At 75.0% G+C, this 19,994-nt stretch carries 12 protein-coding genes; 6 read left to right on the plus strand and 6 right to left on the minus strand.

All coding sequences use genetic code 11. The features are described from left to right. Positions 1–24 precede the first annotated feature (24 nt). Positions 25–1,689: a phospholipid carrier-dependent glycosyltransferase gene (locus E6J59_10845; GenBank protein TMB19763.1), complete on the minus strand. Its 1,665-nt coding sequence runs from the start codon at positions 1,687–1,689 to the stop codon at positions 25–27. Beyond that, positions 1,686–3,575 (minus strand): asparagine synthase (glutamine-hydrolyzing), encoded by a 1,890-nt coding sequence (gene asnB / locus E6J59_10850; GenBank protein ID TMB19764.1) that lies wholly within the window; start codon positions 3,573–3,575, stop codon positions 1,686–1,688. The genes E6J59_10845 and asnB (E6J59_10850) overlap by 4 nt, the downstream gene beginning before the upstream one ends. A gap of 122 nt (positions 3,576–3,697) precedes the next feature. Here asnB (E6J59_10850) and E6J59_10855 point away from each other — a divergent pair, with 122 nt between their 5' ends. From E6J59_10855 to E6J59_10880, 6 genes are all read left to right on the plus strand, one after another. Then, the gene (locus tag E6J59_10855) at positions 3,698–4,375 is read left to right on the plus strand and encodes a response regulator transcription factor (protein ID TMB19765.1); all 678 of its coding nucleotides are present in this window, start codon (positions 3,698–3,700) and stop codon (positions 4,373–4,375) included. After that, positions 4,372–5,745 (plus strand): HAMP domain-containing histidine kinase, encoded by a 1,374-nt coding sequence (locus E6J59_10860; protein ID TMB19766.1) that lies wholly within the window; start codon positions 4,372–4,374, stop codon positions 5,743–5,745. Before E6J59_10855 ends, E6J59_10860 begins: the two co-directional genes overlap by 4 nt. Positions 5,746–5,812: 67 nt before the next feature. After that, positions 5,813–7,123 (plus strand): TolC family protein, encoded by a 1,311-nt coding sequence (locus E6J59_10865; protein TMB19767.1) that lies wholly within the window; start codon positions 5,813–5,815, stop codon positions 7,121–7,123. Then, a complete protein-coding gene (locus E6J59_10870; GenBank protein TMB19768.1) occupies positions 7,120–8,001 on the plus strand; it encodes a hypothetical protein in 882 nt (293 codons plus the stop codon). Before E6J59_10865 ends, E6J59_10870 begins: the two co-directional genes overlap by 4 nt. Positions 8,002–8,012: 11 nt before the next feature. Continuing rightward, the gene (locus E6J59_10875; GenBank protein TMB19769.1) at positions 8,013–11,072 is read left to right on the plus strand and encodes an efflux RND transporter permease subunit; all 3,060 of its coding nucleotides are present in this window, start codon (positions 8,013–8,015) and stop codon (positions 11,070–11,072) included. A gap of 1 nt (position 11,073) precedes the next feature. Then, positions 11,074–12,426, plus strand: a complete 1,353-nt coding sequence (locus E6J59_10880; GenBank protein ID TMB19770.1) for a hypothetical protein — start codon at positions 11,074–11,076, stop codon at positions 12,424–12,426. A 7-nt stretch (positions 12,427–12,433) separates the two neighbouring features. Here E6J59_10880 and E6J59_10885 read toward each other — a convergent pair whose 3' ends face one another. From E6J59_10885 to E6J59_10900, 4 genes are all read right to left on the minus strand, one after another. After that, positions 12,434–14,086 carry a hypothetical protein gene (locus E6J59_10885; GenBank protein TMB19771.1) on the minus strand — a complete coding sequence of 551 codons (1,653 nt, stop codon included), beginning with the start codon at positions 14,084–14,086 and terminating at the stop codon, positions 12,434–12,436. Beyond that, positions 14,086–15,240: a hypothetical protein gene (locus tag E6J59_10890; GenBank protein ID TMB19772.1), complete on the minus strand. Its 1,155-nt coding sequence runs from the start codon at positions 15,238–15,240 to the stop codon at positions 14,086–14,088. The genes E6J59_10885 and E6J59_10890 overlap by 1 nt, the downstream gene beginning before the upstream one ends. Continuing rightward, a complete protein-coding gene (gene asnB / locus E6J59_10895; GenBank protein ID TMB19773.1) occupies positions 15,237–17,078 on the minus strand; it encodes an asparagine synthase (glutamine-hydrolyzing) in 1,842 nt (613 codons plus the stop codon). Before asnB (E6J59_10895) ends, E6J59_10890 begins: the two co-directional genes overlap by 4 nt. 682 nt (positions 17,079–17,760) lie before the next feature. Further along, a partial coding sequence (locus E6J59_10900) for a glycosyltransferase (protein TMB19774.1) occupies positions 17,761–19,994 on the minus strand: 2,234 nt, incomplete at its 5' end.

The following is a 19,994-nucleotide window of genomic DNA, read 5'->3' on the forward strand; positions in this document are numbered from 1 at the left end:
CGTCTCCGGCGATCGGCCGCGTGACTACTGCGCTTGCAGGAGCACGCGGCTTCCGGCGCGAGCCACCAGCGCGTGCGGAGCGGGAGCGAGCTTCCCCTCCGCCCCGGGCGGCGCCACGTCGTCGCTCACCCAGAAGGCTGCGCCCTCGCGCCAGATCCGCCCGACCTCCGCCGGAGACGTGAACAGCCGCTCCGCGCGCCCGGCGAGGAACGTCGGAGGCACCCACCCCGGGGGGGCGAGAAGATCGAGCGGCTGCCGGAGGTAGTACTCGAGCCCTCCGCACAGCTGGTACTCGTCCGATGCGCGGAAGAAGACGCGAGCTCCATTCGGAGCGCGATCGTGGATCATCTGGGCGAAGGGACGCCACGAGAAGAGCGCCTCGACGCGTTCGTGGGCGACCTGGACCACGACGAGAAGCACCGCCGTCCCGGCGATGCCGATCCCCATCGCGAGGCGGGCTCGCTGCGTGGCGAGGAGGAGCGCCATGCCGCTCAGCACCGCGGCGAGCAGGAGCCCGGTCGGCCGGACGAGCGCGTCGAGGCCGAGGCCCGTGAACGTCGGCTCGATCCAGGCGATGAGCCGACCGGGTGGGAGGAGCAGCACACCGAGGGCGAGCGCCGCCCCCGCTCCCAGCGGACCGACCAGCCAGCCGAGGCTCACGCGGGAGCGAGCGTCGACGAGCAGGGCTCCGACGAGGAGCGCCGTCGCGGGGAGTGCGGGCAGCGAGTAGTGCTCGAGCCGCGAGGGCGCCAGAGCGAAGAAGCCCACCACCACCGTCACCCAGGCCGCGAGCAGGCCGACGGCGGGTGCGCGCGCGGGATCGTCGCGGGCCGTGCGGTAGGTCCACACGCCCGCCGCCGGGAGCAGGAGGCTCCAGGGGAGGCCCCGCGCCGGGAACATGGCCAGGAAGAAGCCGAGCGAGTCCGGGAGCGAATCGCGCGGCAGCTTCTGGTCGAAGAAGAAGAGCACGTGCTGGTTCACCACGTAGTCCCAGAGGAAGCCCGGGTTGCGGAGCGCCGCCAGCGCGTGCCAGGGGCCGGCGAGGACGGTCAGCACGGCGATCCCGACCGGCGCGTGGAGCGCTCGCAGGCGAGCGATCAGGGTGCGTGGACGGAGGACGCCTTCCCCGGCCTCGGTCGCGGCGATGATTCCCGCGGGAAGTACGACGGCAAGGAGCCCCTTGTCGAGCATCCCCAGTCCGATCGTCGCCCACAAGGCGACGGCCGTGAGGACCCCGCCGCCGCGTCGCAGCCGGACGTACCAGTAGAGCGCGAGCGTGATGGCGAGCACGAGCACCATGTCCGCGCGCAGCAGCCGCGACTCGACGAAGAAGCCGACGCTGGTGGCGAGGAGCAGCGCCGCCGCCACGCCCGCGCCCTCGCCGAACAGCAGCGCGCCGAGGGCACCGGTCACCGCGACCGTGCCGAGCCCGGCAAGCGCCGGCCAGAGGCGAGCGTGCTCCGTCGGTCCGGTGAGGGTGAACAGCGCCGCAGAGAGCCAGTACATGAGCGGCGGCTTGGTGAGGAACGGCTCATCGTTCATGCGAGGCGTCACCCAGTCGCCGCTGGCCAGCATCTCGCGCGCCGGCTCGGCGAACATCCCTTCCGTGTCCGAGAACCCCGGCCGCCCGAGTCGCCAGAAGAAGAGCGGAGCGACGACGACCAGGACGGCGACGAGCCGCCGGCTCATGCGCCGCAGTACGTGGCCGCCCAGAGCTGGAACATGAGCAGCGTCCAGAGCTCCTTGCGATGGTTGGCCGTGCCGCAGAGGTGCCGGTCGAGCAGCGCGGACACGTAGCGGGCATCGAATATGCCCTGGCGGCGCAAGCGGCCGGGGGCGAGCATGTCGGTCAGCGGGTCGCGCAGCTCCCCCCGCAGCCAGGCTCCGGTCGGCACACCGAACCCGTGCTTGCGACGCCGCGTCACGCGCGCCGGCAGGACGGCGCGGGCCGCCCGCCGGAGGAGCGGCTTCGTGCGCCACAGACCGGCGCGGAGGTCTACGGGAAGGCCGAGAACGTACTCGGCGAGGCGGCGGTCGAGAAAGGGTGCACGCACCTCGAGCGCGGTCGACATCGACGAACGATCAGCCTGCACGAGATTGTCTTCGGAGAGGTAGAAGATCAAGTCCAGCGCAGTCGCGATCTCTCGGGCGGACCGCGGTCGGAGCGGCGCGATCCCGTCGTACGCCTCCTCGTAGGGCTCCGGGTCCCGGATCTCGCGGTGAACGTCCGGGACGAGCAGGCGGCCGAGCGTCTCGGGCGCGAAGCTCCCCATCCAGCGCAGGTGTCGCTCGAGCGCAGGCCGTCTCGCCTCGCGCAAGAAGCGGCGCAGGGCGAAATCGAAGCTCAGGTAGCGGTGCGAGGTCGGCAGACGCCCGGCGGCGGCGACGAGCGCGCGATGTAGCACGGGCGGAACACGCGCGTACAGATCGGCGGCTCCATGGGCGGTCTGGGTGGGATAGCCGCAGAACAGCTCGTCGCCGCCATCTCCCGAGAGCGTGACGGTGACGTGCTGCCGCGCCAGCCGGGCGAGGAGCACGGCGGGCAGCGCGGTGGCGTCGGCGAAGGGCTCGTCGAAGAAGCGTGCCACGTCGGGCAGGAGCTCGCGCGCCCCGCTCGGCGTCAGGACGACCTCGTGATGCTCGGTGCCGAGCCTCGCGGCGACGTCCGCGGCCGCTGCCCGCTCGTCATAGGTCGACTCGCCGAAGCCGATGGCGAACGTCTTGACGGGGCGCGGCGACTCGGCGGCGGCCAGGGCCGTGACGAGGCTCGAGTCGAGTCCGCCCGAGAGAAAAACCCCCCAGGGCACGTCGCAGACCACGCGGCGGCGTACGGACCGGCGCAGGAGGTCGAGGACGCCCTCGGCGGCCTCCCGCATCGTCGGCCGGATGGCCCGCGGCGCCGGGGGTGTCCAGTAGCGGCCGCCGGTCTCCGAGCCGTCCGCGCTCACGGCCATCCAGTGAGACGGCGGCAGCTTGCGCAGCGCACGGAAGATCGCACGCGGAGCGGGCACGTAGTCGTGGGTCAGGTAGCGAGCGAGCGCCTGCCAGTCGAGCTCGCGCGAGACGCCGGGGTGCATCAAGAGCGCCTTCGGCTCGGAGGCGAACAGCAACGTCCGTGGCAGGCGCGCATAGTAGAGCGGCTTCTCCCCGAAGCGATCGCGGGCGAGAACGAGACGCTGCAGGCGCCCGTCCCACAATGCAAAGGCGAACATGCCCTCGAGGCGCTCGAGGCACGCCGGCCCCGCGTCCTCGTACGCGTGCACGATCACCTCGGTGTCCGTGCGCGTCGTGAAGAGGTGTCCCTTCCCCCGCAGGTCGTCCCGCAGCTCCCGGGCGTTGTAGATCTCCCCGTTCGCCACCAGCCGGATGGATCCGTCCTCGTTCACCAGGGGCTGCTGGCCCGTCACCAGATCGACGACGCGGAGACGCCGTGCCGCGAGCCCGACGCAGCCGTCGGTCCAGATGCCGCGCTCGTCCGGCCCCCGGTGCGCGATGGCGGTGGCCATCGACTCGAGGACGTGCCGCGACGGCGACGTGCTCCCGTCGAGCTCGAGGACTCCGACAATGCCGCACATGGCTGCCGCCGTAAGGCTAGCGCCGCTTCCATGAAGACATCATGAAGCCGCCGGCCCTCGGGCGGTCCCCGCTTTCCGGCGGGTGTGCCGCTCGGCTATAGGAGGTGCTCCCCGCCAGGGCGATGAGACTGCTCGTGATCGAAGACGACCGCGCCCTCCTCGCGGCATTGGGCGACGGGTTGACCGCGCGCGGCTTCGCGGTGGACCGCGCGCCGAGCGCCGAGACCGCCCTCGACCTGCTGCACGTGAACCCCTATGACCTCGTCGTGCTCGACGTCGGGCTCCCGGGCATGGACGGCCTCTCCCTGCTCCGGGCCCTGCGCGGCAGGGAGAACGCGGTGCCCGTCCTCATCCTCACCGCGCGTGGCGAGGTCGCCGACCGTGTCGCCGGGCTGGATGCGGGCGCGGACGACTACGTCGTCAAGCCGTTCGCGTTTCCCGAGCTCGTGGCGCGCGTGCACGCGTTGCGCCGGCGCCATACGCCGGCCGTCGCGCTGGTGCTGCGCGTGGGCGACCTCGAGCTCGACCCCCGCCGCTTCCACGTCCGACGCGGTGGCGTCCCGGTGTCGCTCACCGCGAAGGAGTTCGCCATCCTCGAGTACTTCATGCGTCACGCCGGCGAGCTCGTCACGCGCACCATGCTCCTCGAGAACTGCTGGGACGAGAACTACGATGGGCTCTCCAACCTGGTCGACGTCCACGTGAGCCGGCTCCGCCGGAAGATCGACGGGGCCGGCGCCGCGTCGCTGCTGCACACCATCCGGGGCGCGGGATTCGTGCTCGACGAGCGTGCGCGGTGAGGCGGCCGCGGAGCCTCCGCTGGCGACTGACGCTCGCGTTCGCGAGCCTGGCGGGGACCGCCGTGCTGGCCGCGTCGGTCGGCACCGTCATCCTGGTCGAGCACGCGGTGTGGGGCCCCATCGATGCGGCGCTCGAGGAGGAGGCGGAGACGCTCGCCGAGCTCGGCGATGCGGCCCGCGCCGGGGACTTCTCCCGGGCCGTCGCTCGAGTCGCCGACGAGCGAGGCTTTGGCGCCTGGAAGTGCGACGGGAAGTTCGTCCGGATGCGGGCCGTCGACGGCCGTGTGCTCGCCGCATCGGGAACGATCCCCGCCGCGCTCGCGGAGGAGGCGGCCCCCGCTGTGCGCGCGACCCGGTACGCCACGATCGGGCAGGGCAGGACCGCGTACCGGATCGTCTGGTACGCCGCGCCCGGCGTCGGGTGGAGCGAGATCGGCGTTCGCGTGGGACGGGAGCTGCGCACGGTGCGCCGGGCGCGGCTCGCGATCGGGGCGTCGGCCGCGTTGCTCCTCGGCGCGCTCGCCTTCCTCGCGTGGGCCATGACGACCCGCGCCACGGCCGAGATCGGCCAGCTCGCGGCTCAGCTCGAGACCCTCGAGGCGTCCTCGCTCGACCGCCGCCTGGCTTCCGGCCGCACCACCGAGGTGGACCGGCTCGTCGCCGTGCTGAACCGGCTGCTCGGCCGTCTGGAGACGGCGGTCGGCCACCTGCGCCGATTCACCGCGGACGCGGCCCACGAGCTACGCACGCCGATCGCGGCGCTGAGGGCACACCTCGAGGTCGCCCTTGGCCGTGGCGGCTCCCCGGACGGCTATCGCAACGGCCTCCTCGACGCGCTCGAGCAGACCGAGAGGCTCGGACGGCTGGCGGCGGACCTGCTCACCCTGAGCGCCGTCGAGGCCGGTGTGGGCGGCACCGGGGTCGTTCGCCTCGACGCCGTGGCGCGCGAGGTGGCGGACTTCCTCGAGCCCGTGGCACAGGAGCAGGGCCGGCGCTTCGCGTGCGAGAACGAGCAGCCGGTGGCGGTGTGCGGTGCCCCGGACCTGTTGAAGCGCCTCGTGCTCAACCTCGTGGACAACGCCTTCCGCCACACGCCGCCCTCCGCCGCCGTGCGCCTCGCGGTGCGCTCGGACGCCGGCAGAGCGACGATCGAGGTGCATGACGACGGTCCGGGCATCCCGGCGGCGGATCTCCCGCAGGTCTTCGGGCGCTTCCGTCGGGGTCGGGGCGCGACGACGGGCACCGGGCTCGGCCTCGCACTGTGCCAGGAAATCGCGACACGCCACCAGGGGCGCATCGCGCTCGAGAGCGCGGCCGGGGTCGGGACGCGAGTCATCGTGACCCTGCCCCTCGCCGACGCGCGCTCCTGAAGGCGCTGGCCGTTTCAGCTGGGGCGCATCTTCACGCTCGCTTCATCGATGGACGGCTACACTGTCAATGCGCGTGCCTCACGGCCGGCACGCATTCCGTTTTGCTGACCTTCGTGACGTGCTACGTGGAAGCGTGATGGCGAGAAGAGCTGCGCGAGGGGCACTCGTCGCAGTCCTCTTGAGCACCGCGCCGGGCGGGTCTGCAGCCGCCACACCGCTCGCGCTCGACGAAGTGCTCGCGCGCGCGCGGGCAGCGAGCCCGGCGCTCCGCGCCGCGGCGGCCGAGCTCGACGCGGCGCGCGGACGCCTCCGCCAGGCGCGCCTCGTGCAGACGAACCCCGTCCTATCGGCCGACCTCGCGCGCCACACCGAGCCGGGCCTCAGGGACGCCAAGGACCGCGGCGTGCAGCTCGAGCAGGAGATCGAGGTGGGCGGGCAACGCGGGCTTCGCATCGCGGCCGCGGAGCACGACGTGACCCATGCGGAACACCTCCTCGCCGACCGCCGCCGCACGGTCGAGGGCGAGGTACGGCGGGCGTTCTTCGCGCTCGCCGCCGCCGAGCGCCGGCAGAAGCTCGCCGCCGAGCGGCTCGCGCTCGCCTCCCGCCTCGCCGAGGCCGCCCGCCGACGCACCCGCGCGGGCGAGACGGGCGCGCTCGACGCCCGCCTGGCCGAGGTCGAGACGGCGCGCGCGGCGCAGGAGAAGACCGCCGCCGAGGCCGAGCACGCGCGCGCCGAGGGCCGCCTCGCGCTCGCGATGGGCGCCGAGCCCGGCGAGCCGCTCTCCGTGTCGGTGGAGGATCTGGCGCTCGCCCCATCGCCGGCCGAGGACGAGCTCGTGGCCCGCGCGCTCGAAGCCCGTCCCGACCTGGCCGCCGCACGCGAGGAGCGCGCGCGCCTCGAGGGCGAGGCGCGCCTCACGGCGCGGCGCGGCCGCATCCCGAACCCCATCCTGCGAGGCTTCTACCGCGAGGAGCGGCTCCAAGAGCACGTCGCGGGCGGCGGCCTGTCGGTGCCGCTGCCGCTCTTCAACCGCGAGCAGGGCACCGAGGCGTCGCTCCTCGCCCAGGCCCGCGGCGCCGCCGCCGAGGAGGCGCGCCTGCGGGCGCAGATCCCGCGCGACGTCCACCTGGCGCTCGCCCACCGCCGCACCGCCGAGGAGGCCTGGCGCCGCTACGAGCGCGAGGCACTGCCCGCCGCCACCCAGGCCCGCGACCTCCTCGAGCGCGGCTTCGACGCGGGCTATCTCGCCCTCCCCGATCTCCTCCTCCAGCAGGACCGGCTCCTGCAGGTGCGCGCGGGGGCGATCGACGCCTGGCTCGATCTCCACGTCGCCGAGGCGGATCTGGTCGAGGCGATGGGCGGCGTCGCGCCATGAGGTGGCGGCGCCTGGTCGCCGTCACGGCGCTCGTGCTCGCGTGCGGGCGGCCTGCGGACGAGGCGCACGAGGAGAGCGCGCCGCGGGAGCCCGAGGTCCCCGGGATCGAGACGGGGCTCGCGACGACCGCCGCGATACGCGACGTCGTGCGCGCCTTCGGCACGGTGCTCGCCGAGGGCGAGCCGCCCGAGGTGCGTGACGCGCGGACCGCGCTCGCGGAGGCGGAGGCCCGTCGCACGCTCGCCGCGCAGCAGGTCCGCAGGCTCGAGTCGCTCGCCGGCGGTGTGGCCCCGCGCAAGGAGCTGGACGCGGCGCGGGCCGAGGCGGTGAGCGCCGCCGCCGCCGCCGACCGGGCCCGCAAGGTGCTCGCCGCCTTCGGCGGCGACGTCGCGCGGGCGGCGCTCGGCCCGCACGAGTTCTGGGTGATCGCACGCGTCATGCAGATAGACGTGCCGCGCGTCGACCCGAGGGCCGAGGCGAGCTTCGTGGCGGACGCCTTCCCGGGGGAGCGCTTCGCCGGCAGCGTCGACACCGGCCCGAGCTACGTCGATCCCGCCACGCAAACGGCGCCGGTCCGCGTCCGTGTCCACGATCACGACGGGCGCTTGCGTCCGGGCATGACTGGCGCCGTGGCGCTGGAGGTGGGAACCCCGCGCGAGGCGGTGGTCGTACCGACGGGTGCCGTCGTCTACGACGACGCGCAGCCGCTCGTCTTCGTCGCGGAGGCGGGCCGCTACGTGCGGCGCCCGGTCGGGCTCGGGATCGCCCGCGACGGGCGGGTCGAGATCACCTCCGGCGTCGAGGCGGGAGCACGGATCGTCGTCACCGGCGCGGCGAGCCTGCTCTCGGCGTCCCGTCTGCCGGCGGGCGAGGACTAGGAGGCCTAGCGATGGTCGCGCGCCTGATCCGGGCGGCGCTCACGCACCCGCCCGTCGTCTTCGTGCTGGCGGCGGCGCTCGTCGCCGCCGGCGTGTGGAGCGCGCATCGGGCGCCGCTCGATGTCTTCCCGGAGTTCGCGCCGCCGATCGTCGAGGTCCAGACCGAAGCGCCGGGGTTCGCCGCCGAGGACGTCGAGGCGCTGGTCACGACCCCGCTCGAGCGCGCCCTCGGCGGGATGCCGGGGGTCGCGAAGCTACGCTCGTCCTCGGCGCTCGGGCTGAGCGTCGTGAGCGCGGTCTTCGACTACGGGACGGACCCGTATCGCGCGCGCCAGCTCGTGATCGAGGCCGTCGCGCTCGCCGGGGGGCAGCTGCCGCGCGGCATCACCCCGGCGGTGGCCCCGCTCTCCTCCGTGCTCTCCTGGGTGCTCGCCATCGGGCTGCGCGGCGACCCGGACGTCTCGCCGCTCGTGCTGCGCGACCTGGCGGAGTGGACGATTCGGCCCCGTCTCCTTTCGGTTCCCGGCGTCGCCAACGTGGTCATCTACGGCGGCGGCGTGCGGCAGATCCAGGTGACGACGACCCCGGAGCGTCTGCTCGCGGCGGGTGCGACGCTCGACGACCTGGCCGCGGCCGTCGGCACCGCCGATGCCGCCGCCGGCTCGGGCTTCCTCGATCGCCCGGGGCAGCGGCTGCTCACCTGGTTCGACGGGCGCGTGCATGGCGCGGATGACGTCGCGCGCGCCCTGCTCCCGGGCCGCGACGGCGGGCCGGTTCCGGTGGCGGCCGTCGCCGATGTGGCCGACGGCCCCGCGGTGCCCATCGGGGACGCGATCGTGAACGGCGATCGCGGCGTGCTGCTCATGGTCTCGAAGCAGCCCCAGGTGAACGTGGTGGCGATCACGGAGGGCGTCGAGGCGGCGCTGCGCGCCATCGTCCGTATCCTCCCGCCGGGCGTGCGTGTCGACGAGGCGCTCTTCCGCCAAGCGAGCTTCGTCGAGCACGCGCTCGGCAACCTGCGCCGCGCGCTCCTCGCCGGCGCGGTGCTCGTCATGATCGTGCTGCTGCTCTTCCTCGGCCACCTGCGCGCGGCGCTGGTGAGCGTCGTCGCCATGCCGCTCTCGCTCCTCGCTGCCGTGGTGGTGCTGGGCGGCGTCGGTGCGACGCTCAACGTGATGGTGCTCGGCGGCCTCGCGATCGCGGTCGGCGAGGTGGTGGACGATGCGATCATCGACGTCGAGAACGCCTGGCGCCGCCTGCGCGCCGCCCCACCCGGCGCGCGGGCGCTGGACGTGATCCTCGCCGCCTCGGTCGAGGTGCGCAGCGCCGTCGTCTACGCGACCGTCATGGTGGCGCTCGTGTTCCTTCCCGTCTTTCTGCTGGGCGGGCTCGAGGGCGCGCTCTTCCGGCCGCTAGCGCTCGCCTACGTTCTCGCGACGCTCGCCTCGCTCGTGGTGGCGCTCACGGTGACGCCGGCCCTCTGCCTCGTGCTCCTGCCCGGCGCCGTCGCCCGGCACCAGGAGCCGCCGCGGCGCGTGCTCGCGCTGCGCGCGCGCTACGAGCGCGCGCTCGGCCGTGCGCTCGACCGGCCACGAAGGGTCCTGCTGGGGAGCGTCCTCGCCCTGATCGCGGGCGTCGCGCTCGTTCCCCTGCTGCGGCTCGAGTTCCTGCCCGAGTTCCACGAGACCAACTTCGTCATGCACATGACCGGCGCGCCGGGCGTCGGCCTCGGCGAGTCGACGCGCGTCGGCGCGGCGGCCGAGCGGGCGCTCCTCGGCGTGCCCGGCATCCAGTCGGTGGCGCAGTTCATCGGGCGTGCGACTCTCGCCGAGGACCACGGCTTCGGCGCCGAGCGCAGCGAGCTGCTCGTCCGCCTGCGCCCGGACGCGGACGCGGCGGAGGTCACCGAGGCGCTCCGGGAGCGCGCGGCCACCATCGGCGGCTTCACCTTCGACGTGAAGCAGTTCCTGAACGAGCGCATCGAGGAGACCCTGGAAGGGGCGGGCGCCGCGCTGATCGTCCGGCTGCGCGGGCCGGACCTGGTCGCGCTCGAGCAGGCGGCCACGGCGGTGAGCCAGCGCCTCTCCGGGGTGCCGGGCGCGGTCGACGTGCATGCAGAGGGCGCGCTCGCCGCGCCCGGCATCCGGGTGCGACCCAGGCGGGACGACCTCCTTCGCCTCGGTCTGTCCGCTGCCGCGGTCGAGCGTGCGATCCGGAGCGCGCTCGGCGGCCTGCCCGTCGGGCGTGTGGTCGAGGCCGGGCGCCAGGCGGACGTGGTGCTGTACGTCGCTGCCGCCGACGACCCCGCTCGCCTCGCCCGGCTCCCGATCACCGCCGCCGGCAGCCGCGTCGTCGCCCTCGGCTCGGTCGCCGACATCGACCTGGGCCCGCTGCGCGCCGACATCGCGCACGAGGACGGGGTGCGGACGGTCGCGGTGCGGCTCAACGTGCGAGGTCGGTCGCTCGAGGCCGTCGCGCACGACGTGGCGCGCGCGGTGGCCGCGGCGCCGCTCCCAGCGGGGATCTACGCCGAGGTGGGGGGCGAGTACGCGGCGGCCGCCGCGGCTCGCACGCGTCTCCTCGGCCTCGGGGCGCTCGCCCTGCTCGGCATTTTCGTCCTGCTGGTGGTCGACTTCGGCTCGGCGCGGCTCGCCGGCCTCACCATGGTGAACGTGCCGCTCGCCTTCGTGGGCGGGCTCGCCGCCGTCCTCCTCGGCGCCGGCGGCCGGCTCTCCCTGGGTGCGATCGTCGGCTTCGTCACCGTCTTCGGGATCACGATCCGCAACGGCATCGTCCTGGTCGCGCACTTCCTCCACCTCGAGCGGGAGCGCGGCGGCGCGCTCGACCGGCCGGCGTTGGTGGCCGGCGCCGCGGACCGGCTCGCGCCCATCCTCATGACCGCGCTCACCACCGGCATCGCGCTCGTCCCGCTCCTCTTGCTGGGCGGGCGCGCCGGCGGCGAGATCGAGCAGCCGATGGCCCTCGTCATCGTGGGCGGGCTCGTCAGCTCGACCTGGCTCAACCTGTTCGTCGTGCCGCTGTGGTACGCGCGGCGCGCGCGGAGCGGGTGAGGTGGAGCGGCAGGCGCCTCGCCTCGGGGCGGGTGTCGCGCTCGCCCTGCTCGCGGCCGCGCTGCTCGGGGGCCGCCTCGGGGAAGGCGACCTGATCGGCGACCCGGTCATCTATGCCGCGGTCGCCAAGTCGATGCTCGTGCGCGGCGACTGGGCGACGCAGTACCTGGCCGGGCAGCCGTTCTTCGACAAGCCGCCGCTCGTCGTCTGGCTCGCGGCGGTCGCGTTCAAGGTCTTCGGTGTCTCCACCTGGAGCGCGCGGCTCCCGAGCGTGGGGCTCGGCATCGCCGCCTGCCTCGTCCTCTGGCGGCTCGGCGCGTTCCTGTTCGACGACCGGGTCGGGCTCGCTGCCGGCGCGTTCCTCGCGCTCACGCCGGGCTTCGTCCGCTTCGGGAGCACGCTCCTCCTCGACACGGCGCTCGTGCTGGGCGCGCTCGCCGGGCTCCTCGCCGCGGCACACGCCTTCGCGCGCGGCGGCCGCGGGCTCTGGTGGGCGGGGGTCTGGTTCGGCGTCGCCTTCCTCGGTAAGGGGGGGCTCGCGCTCGGGGCGCCGGCGGTGCTCGCGGTGCTCTGGGTCGCCACACCCGCGGCCCGCCGTCCGCCGTGGCGCACGGTCGCCGCCGCCGCGCTGGCGTTCCTCGTGGTCGTGCTGCCCTGGTACCTCCACGAGACCCGGTTGTGGGGCTGGCGCTTCGTGCACGGCTCCGTCAACGACGTGAGCAACAAGATGGGCGGGTATCCGGGCGCCGCCGTCTATCTGCGCGCGCTGGTGACCACGCTGCCGTGGCTGCCGGTGGCGGCGCTGGGTGCGTGGCGGAGCTGGCGCGGCGCGGAGCGCGGCGACGGCCTCCGCCTCCTCACCGTGTGGACGCTCGTCGCGTACGGCTTCCTGTTCGCCGCGGCCAAGCACTCACCGCGCTACCTCATGCTGCTCCACCCGGCGCTCGGGCTGTGGGCGGCGCTGGCGCTCCGCCCCCTCCTGCCCGCGCCCCGCGCACTCGGGCTCTGGATCGCCGCCGGCGCCGGGCTCGCCTGGACGGTCATGCTGACCTGGCCGCTCCCGCTCCATCCCGGCGGCACGGGCGCCGCGGTCGTGGCGCTCGCCCCCGTGCTCGGCCCGCGCGACGCGCCGCTCGCCGGCTTCCGCCTGCGGCACCAGGGCACGCGCGCGCGCTTCGCCTTCTACGCCGACCGCGAGGACGTACGCACCTACGACGATCCCGACGCGCTGGCGCGCCTCGGCGCCGGCACGCCGATCGTGACCGCGCGCCGCGACGCGCCGGCGCTCGCCGCCGCCGGCCGCTTCGAGGAGGTCCGCCGGTCGCGCGACTTCGTCGCGTTCCGGGTGCGGTAGCAACCACTCATCGCCGCCGCACGAGCACCAGGTCGTGGCGGTGTATGGAGAAGAGGTGCGGGCTCGCGAGCACCTCCTCCCATCCCGCGGGAGACTTCCAGCTCCGCCAGCGCGCCCGGTCGAGGACGTAGTAGCCGGCGGGCACGTCGGGGGGGTGCGCGCCCGCCGGGGCCAGCACCGGCACGTTGCGGCCCACGTGGAAGATGAAGGGGATCTCCTCCTCGCTCGCCAACAGCGCCAGCGGGTCCCCGGGGCGCAGGCGGTCGCGGACGGCGTGCGCGAACGGCTTGACCGCCTTCTGCGCCGCACGCGCCGGGACGAAGAGGCCGTAGACGAAGACGGCCGTGCACGCCACGCTGGCGGCCGTGGCGAGCGCCGCGCCGCGCCAGCGCGCGCCGCCGAGCGCGTGCGTGGCGAGGGCGGCGGCCGCCGCGCCGGCGAGGCCGAGGGCGGCGATCGCCGCCCAGGCCGCCGCGGCGACGCGGAGATACGCCGCCACGTCGACCTCGCGGCGCGCACCGGCCTCGATGAGGCTCGCGCTCGGCACGCACCCCCAGTGGACGGCCGCCGCGGCCGCGGCGAGCCCGAGCCCGCCCGCGGCGGCCGCGAGCGCGAGCCCGCGCGCCGCGACGACGAGACGGCCGGGCGCGCGCTCCTCCTCGGCCACCTCGGCGAGCCACCAGCCGATCACCAGCGCGAGCGCGGGGCGGAGCGGGAGGAGGTACGCCGCGCGCTTGAGCGGCGCCAGCGAGAAGAAGAGGAACACCACCCCGGCCCAGGCGACCGCGTGACGCCGCGGCAGCTCCCCGCTCCGCCACCCGCGTGCGAGCGCCCACGGGAGCACGAGGGTCCACGGGAGCCCGCCCACGACGAGCGGCCCCAGGTAGTAGAGCGGCGAGCGGTACGGGAAGCGCGAGCCCCCGAGCAGCGCCTCCCCGTTCTCGGAGATGATCTGCTTGGCGACGAAGTCCATGCCGCGGTGCAGGTACGCGAGGCCGTACCAGCCGCCGGCGACGGCGAGGAAGATGAGCACGGGGAGCGGCCGCACGAGGCGGAGGGCAGCGCCCAGTCGCCGATTCGTCAGCGCGGAGACGAGCACCGTGAGCCCGACCAGCCCCGGCCCGACCGGCCCCTTGGCGAGCATGGCGAGCGCGAGGCAGAGGGCGAGGACGAGCCGCGTTGGCCCCCCGCCCCCGCGCAGGGCGTCCACGAAGGCGAGCTGGGCGCCCGTGACCGCCGTCGTGAGCGCCATGTCGACCCGCCCGTCGCCCCCCTCGTTCAGGAACTGCGGCGTGGTGGCGAGCACGAGCGCGGCCATGAAGCCGACCTGCTCCCCGCCCCAGGCGCGGCCGGCGAGGAAGACGAGGAGCACGACCAGCCCCGCCAGCGCGATCGACGGCGCGCGCAGCGTGTGCTCGGTCACGCCCGCGCCCGTGAGCGCGGCCGCGGCCGCCGCGAGCCAGTGGAAGAGCGGCGGCTTCGAGGGCATGACGCTCCCGTTCCAGAGGGGCAGGATCCAGTCTCCGGTGCGGAGCATCTCGCGCACGACGAGCCCCTCGCGCGCCTCGCCGCCCTGGTAGAGATCGGAGCCGATGGGGAGGGCCGCGAGCACGACGGCGAGCGCGACGAGCGCGGTGGCGGCGAGGACGTGGCGGCGCATCAGCGGTCCCTCGGCGCCGGCCAGCCTTCGGCGCGGCAGGCGGGCGACTCACCCCGCCGCCGGCGTGCGTGGTCGAGCACGTGGCCGGAGAGGGCCACGGCACGCACGTCGATCGCCTCGGGCGCGACGCGCACACGGAGGTAGTGGGTCGCGGCGAGCCCGCGCGGGAAGTTCGGGTGGGGGGCCGGCGCGGGGTCGAGGTTCGCGCCGCCGCCCCCGCTCACGACCTCGAGCACGCGCGCGCCGGGCACGACGGTGCATGCCGGCTCGGCGCGCTCGTAGAGGTGCGAATGGCCGGCGAGGAGGAGATCCACGTGGCCGGCCTCGAGCACCGGCTCGAGATGCCTGCGGAGCCCGGGCACGATCCGCTTCACCCCGGCGGTGAACGGCGGCTCGTGCAGGAAGACGATGCGCCACGGGCGCGCGGCCGCGCGCGCGAGATCCCCCGCCAGCCACTCGGGGTCACCGCCCTCGGCGCCCGAGAACTCGGACGACGACACCGACACGAGATGCGCGGCACCCCACTGGAAGGCGTAGTGCGGGCCCCCCGGCGGCTCGCCGCCGGCGATGGGCGCGAAGAGGTCGCCGTAGGCACTCCGCCCGCCGAGGTCGTGGTTGCCGGGCGTGGGGAAGAGGGGCACGCGGGCGAGCACGCGGCGGTAGGGGCGGAAGAAGCGCGCGTCGAGGGTGGGCGCGCGGGACGACGGGTAGGCCATGTCGCCCAGATGGACCAGGAAGGCCGGGCGTCCGGCCAGGATGCGCCGCGCCAGCGCGGCCGCCTCGCGGCTGCCGTCGCCCGTGTCGCCGACGGCGGCGAAGGTGAAGGGCTCGTCGGCTGCCGGTGCGGTGCGGAAGCGGACCGTCCCCGCGGCCGCCCCGAGGCGGCAGACGTAGCGCGTGGAAGGCGCGAGCCCCTCCAGGCGCATCACCTGGAGGCCGCGGCCGCGCCGCGTGGCGGACCCGTCCAGCGTCGCGCCGCCGGGGCCGCGGCAGCTCGCCCGCCCCCCGTCCGCACCCGTCCACACGACCGTCGCCGCGTCGCTGCTCACGCCCGACACGTACGCCCAGCCCGACGGGAAGCGCCCGTCGCAGCCCCCGAGCCCGATCGTCACCGCGAACGCTGCGAGGGCGCCCCTCCACCTCGCCCCGCTCACGCGACGCCGGCGCCCTCGCGCCAGAGCTGGAGGATGATGAGCGCCCACAGCTCGCGGCGGTTGTCGCGGCGGCACGCCACGTGCTCGTCGAGGAGCGTGCGCACCGCCTCGGGCCGGATGACACGGGGATCGAGCCGCTCGAGCGTGGCGCGCGCGAAGGGAAGGAGCGGGCCGGCGAGCCAGGCGGCGAGCGGCACGGTGAGCCCGCGCTTCACGCGCCGACGGATGGGGGGTGGCACCAGGTCGGCGACTGCTCTCCGCAGCACGCGTTTGGTCGCGAGGCCACGCACCTTGTGCTCGACCGGGAGGCGGCAGGCGAACTCGACCAGCCGGTGGTCCAGGTACGGCGCGCGCCCCTCGAGCGAGGCGGCCATGCTGGCCCGGTCGAGCTTGGGCAGCAGGTCATCGGTCAGGTAGCCGGTCAGGTCGAGGGCGAGGAGGGCGTCGATCGCGCTCCGGGCCGGCAGCGGCTCGGGCTCGGGCGGGGCGGCGAGCGGCCCGCCCGGCGTGGCGAGCGCCGCCAGGCGCGCAGCGTCCACGCACCCGGTCCACGCCCGGTGGCGCGCCGCCGCCGGCCGATCGGCCTCCTCGAGGAAGCGACGGAGGAGGTAGCGCACGGTGGTGTTGCCCTGCGGCGCGCCCAGCGCGGGCGCGGCGGCCGCGACGGCCCGCCGCACGGCGGCGGGGAGGCGCGCGTAGCGGGCCGCGAGCGCCCCGCCCGGATAGGTCGGGTAGCCGGCGAAGAGCTCGTCCGCCCCCTCGCCGACCAGCACCGTCTTCACGTGCGAGCGCGCGAAGCGGGAGAGGAGAAAGGTCGGCACCCACGCCGGGTCGGCGAGCGGCTCGTCGATGAGCGGGGCGAGATCCCGCACCCCCTCCAGGAAGAGCGACGGGGTGATGGTGAGCGTGTGATGGCGCGTGCCGAGCGCGCGCGCGGCGCGGGCCGCGTGGTCGCGCTCGTCGAAGCCGCGCCGCTCGAAGCCGAGGGCGAAGGTGTTCAGCTCGCCGCCGACGGAGCGGGTGACGGCCGTGATGGCGGTCGAGTCGAGCCCGCCCGAGAGGAAGACGCCGAGCGGCACGTCGCTCACCAGCGCGGCGCGCACCGCGCGCACGAGGTGCGCGCGCAGCTCGGTCGCCGCGTCGTCGAGGCCGAGCGGCAGCGGCGGTGCGGCGAGGAAGGGCGCCACCTCCCAGTAGCGGTCGGCGCGCGCGGCCTCGCCCTCGAGCACGAAGCGGCCGCCGGGCGGGAGCTTCTGGATGGCCGCGAAGGCGCTCGCCGGGTTGGGTACGTAGCCGGTGCGGAGGTAGGCGGCGAGCGCGGCCCAATCCGGCTCGCGCCCGACGTGGCCCGAGGCGAGGAGGGCCTTCGGCTCCGAGGCGAAGAGGAAGCCCGCGGGGGTGGTGGCGTGGTAGAGGGGCTTCTCACCCATCCGGTCGCGCGCGAGCACGAGGCGGCGGTGGCGCGCGTCCCACAGCGCCAGCCCGAACATCCCGTCGAGCGCGTGCAGGAAGTCGAGTCCCTCGTCCTCGTAGAGGTGCGGCAGCACCTCCGCATCACTGCGGGTGCGAAAGCGGTGACCCCGGGATTGGAGCGCGGAGCGTAGCGCGGCGCTGTTGTAAATCTCCCCGTTGCATACGGCGATCACGTCGCCCGTCTCGTTGGCGAGCGGCTGCGCGCCGCCCGCGACGTCGATGATCGCGAGCCGCCGGCAGCCGACGCCGCCCGGGCCGCGCATCGCCCAGCCGTCGCCGTCCGGGCCGCGGTGCACGAGCGCCGCGCTCATGCGCGGAAGGGCCGCCTCCGCGCCGGCCCCCACCATCCCGTAGATGCCGCACATCCTTCCGACTTACCCCGCTTTTTTCCGCCGGTTGAGCGCGTCCTGATACCACTTCCGCCGCTCTAGACACCACTGCGCTCCGGATTACCCCGGGCGGCGATCAACCGCTCGACCCGCCCGCGAATCGGCTCACGGATGGCACGCACGCGCTCGGGAGCTGGTCCTCCGAGTCGGAGAGGGAGGTCCCAATCCTCGCGCTTGCGGCCAGGCACGAAGGGGAGGCTTCGGCCGCGGCCCATCGTCACCAGGAGCGTTGCCCGGGAGGCAAGCTCGGGGCGTCAGGCGACGCGGTGGGCGGCGCTGAGGCCGCTGGTTGGACGGCCAGCGGCCTCCTACACCGTCCCCTTCTTTGACCTCCCTCTCCGCCCGAGCCTCTCCTCAATCGCCTCGATCACGAAGCGCATGACGGCGATGTCTTGCGTCACGCAGTGCAGCTTGACGCGACGGTGAAGCTCCTTCGGGATGCGCGTAGCCAACTGGGTCCACGCTTCGTTGTCCTTCGCCATCTGTGCCGCCTTGTGCATCGAGCCTGAGCAAGCGCCGTGCCTTCTGGCCAAGCGCCTGAGATCAAGGGGATGAGGCGCGGGCCGCAAGGCCTCCCCAGGAACCGCAGTCCCTAAGGTGACGGGGCCTAGGTCCCACGGTTCATGGTCGAGCGGTCAGTCGATGCCGCACACGGCGCTCAGCCTCGGGGGCGGAAGAGGATGCTCCGCCGGTCGCTGTGAACCGCCACCAGCGGGCGCGGGGTCATGCGCGCGAGCCGCCCGGCATTCCAGCGGCTGGCGACGACGTAGGGCCGGGAGCCATGGTCGAGCAGCATGTCGAGCGAGGCCTCCGGGACGAGGTGGTCGCCCGCGCCGAGCTGGCGGCGCTCCGCGAGCACGTAGTTGCTGCCGAGAGCACGGGCGCTGTTGCTCAGAAGCACGACGGACCGGCCGAGATAGAAGGGCAGGGCCTCGCGGAAGGTCCCGAAGCAGATGACCGGCACGCCGGGCTCGATGTAGGTGGCGAGGTCCCGAGATGACCGCGTCTCGGCCCACTCGCCGAGCGGGCGGAGGAGGACGAAGCCCAGGCCCGGCGCGAAGAGCGCGCAGGCGACGAGCGCCGCCGCCGGCCGCCGCCCCCGGGCTGCGGCGGCGCCCCAGGCGAGGAGGAAGGCCCCGGCCGGCGCGAGCATCCGGGGCGTGAGCACGTCGAAGTTGCCCCCGTGTCCCTCGAAGCCCGCGAGCGCGACCACGAGCGCGGACGCCCCCACGAGCGCCGTCCAGCGGCCGATGGCGCGCACTACCCCCAGCGCGCGCTCGGGCTCGGCTGCGATGCCGAGCGCGGCCAGGAGAGCGAGTGGCACGAGCGCGGGCAGGATGTAGTGCGGCCGCTTCGACGCCGAGCAGGTGAAGAAGACGACCAGCACGCCCGCGGCGCGGACGGCGAAGGCGACGAGCGCGGCGTCGGGGCCGCCGGCGCGCCAGCGCCGCACGAGCGCCGGAGCGAGCGCCCCGAGGAGGACACCCCACATGCCGAAGGCCCAGGCGAGCGTCTCGAGGTAGAAGTAGACGTGGCCGCCGCGGTGGAAGCGGGCGGTCGAGGAGAGGCGAAGGAGTGTCTCGTCGAGGAGCGCGTAGCGGAGGAAGTCGGGCTGCTGGCGCATGACGACGGCGAGCCACGGCACGACCACCAGAGCCGCCACCGCGACGCCGGCGAGGATCGGCCCGGCGCCGCTCCGCCGCGCCGGCCGGGGCAGGGCGCCGCGCGCTGCGAGCCAGGCGAGGAGGGGTACCGCGATGCCGACCGGTCCCTTGGTGAGCGTGGCGAACCCCATGGCGAGGCCGGCGAGCGGGAGCCAGCGCCAGGCGTTGCCCTCCGTCCGCGCCCGCACCAGGCAGTCGAGCGCGGCCGTGACCAGCGCGGTGAGCGGCATGTCGAAGATGACGAGGCGCGCGTAGGCGAGCACCATCGGCGCGGTGGCGAGGACGGCGGCGGCGAGGAGCGCACGCCGGCGGCCGGCGAGCACGCGGACCAGGTCGTAGGTGAGCAGCACGGTCGCGAGCGCGCCCACCACCGAGGGCAGGCGCGCCGCCAGCTCGCTCACGCCGAGGGCGCGGAACGCGCCCGCGATCATCCAGAAGAGGAGCACGGGCTTGTCGAGGTACGGAAGCCCGTTGTAGTGCGGCACGCTCCACTGGCCGAGCGCCAGCATTTCGCGCGCGACCTCGGCGTTCCGTCCCTCGTCGGGCTCGATGAGCGGCCAGGCGCCGAGCGCATATACGAGGGGAAGCGCCGCGAGCGCGAGGAGGGCGAGGCCGAGGACGGCGCGCCGGGCAGGCGAGCGCCGGGCCGTCAGCGCGAGCAGGCGGAGCAGCTCGCACGCGATCGGCCCGACGCGCCCGCGCGTGGTGTACTTGGACTCCCCGGCGGTGCGCGGGTGGTGGGTCACGGCCCGCTGCACGACGCGCTGACCGGCGAGCGTGAAGAGCGCCGGCAGCCAGCGGTGCGCGCCCTCGAAGAGCGGGGTCGCTTCCTCGACCCGCGCCAGCGCCTCGGCGCGAAAGACGCGCAGCGGGCAGGCGAGGTCGCGCACGCGCGGGGCCAAGAGGAGCCGCCGCCCGAGGTTCGCTAGCGCCGAGGCGAGGCGGCGCGAGGGTGGATCGTTGCGGTGGGTGCGAACGCCGCAGGCGAGGTCCCCCTGCTCCAGCGCGACGATGAGCGTCGGCAGCTCGGCGGGCGCGCACTGGAGGTCGGCGTCGAGGGTCGCGATCAGGCGGCCGCGCGCGGCCCGGAAGCCGGCCGCCAGCGCGGCGGTCTGCCCGCTCCGCCGAGCGAGCCGGAGGGGGCGGAGGTGATGGTCCGCCTCGGCGAGCCGGGCGAGGAGCGCGGGCGTCTCGTCGCCGCTGCCGTCGTCGACGACGATCACTTCCC

Source organism: Deltaproteobacteria bacterium, from assembly GCA_005879795.1.
Taxonomy (GTDB): Bacteria; Desulfobacterota; Binatia; order DP-6; family DP-6; genus DP-6.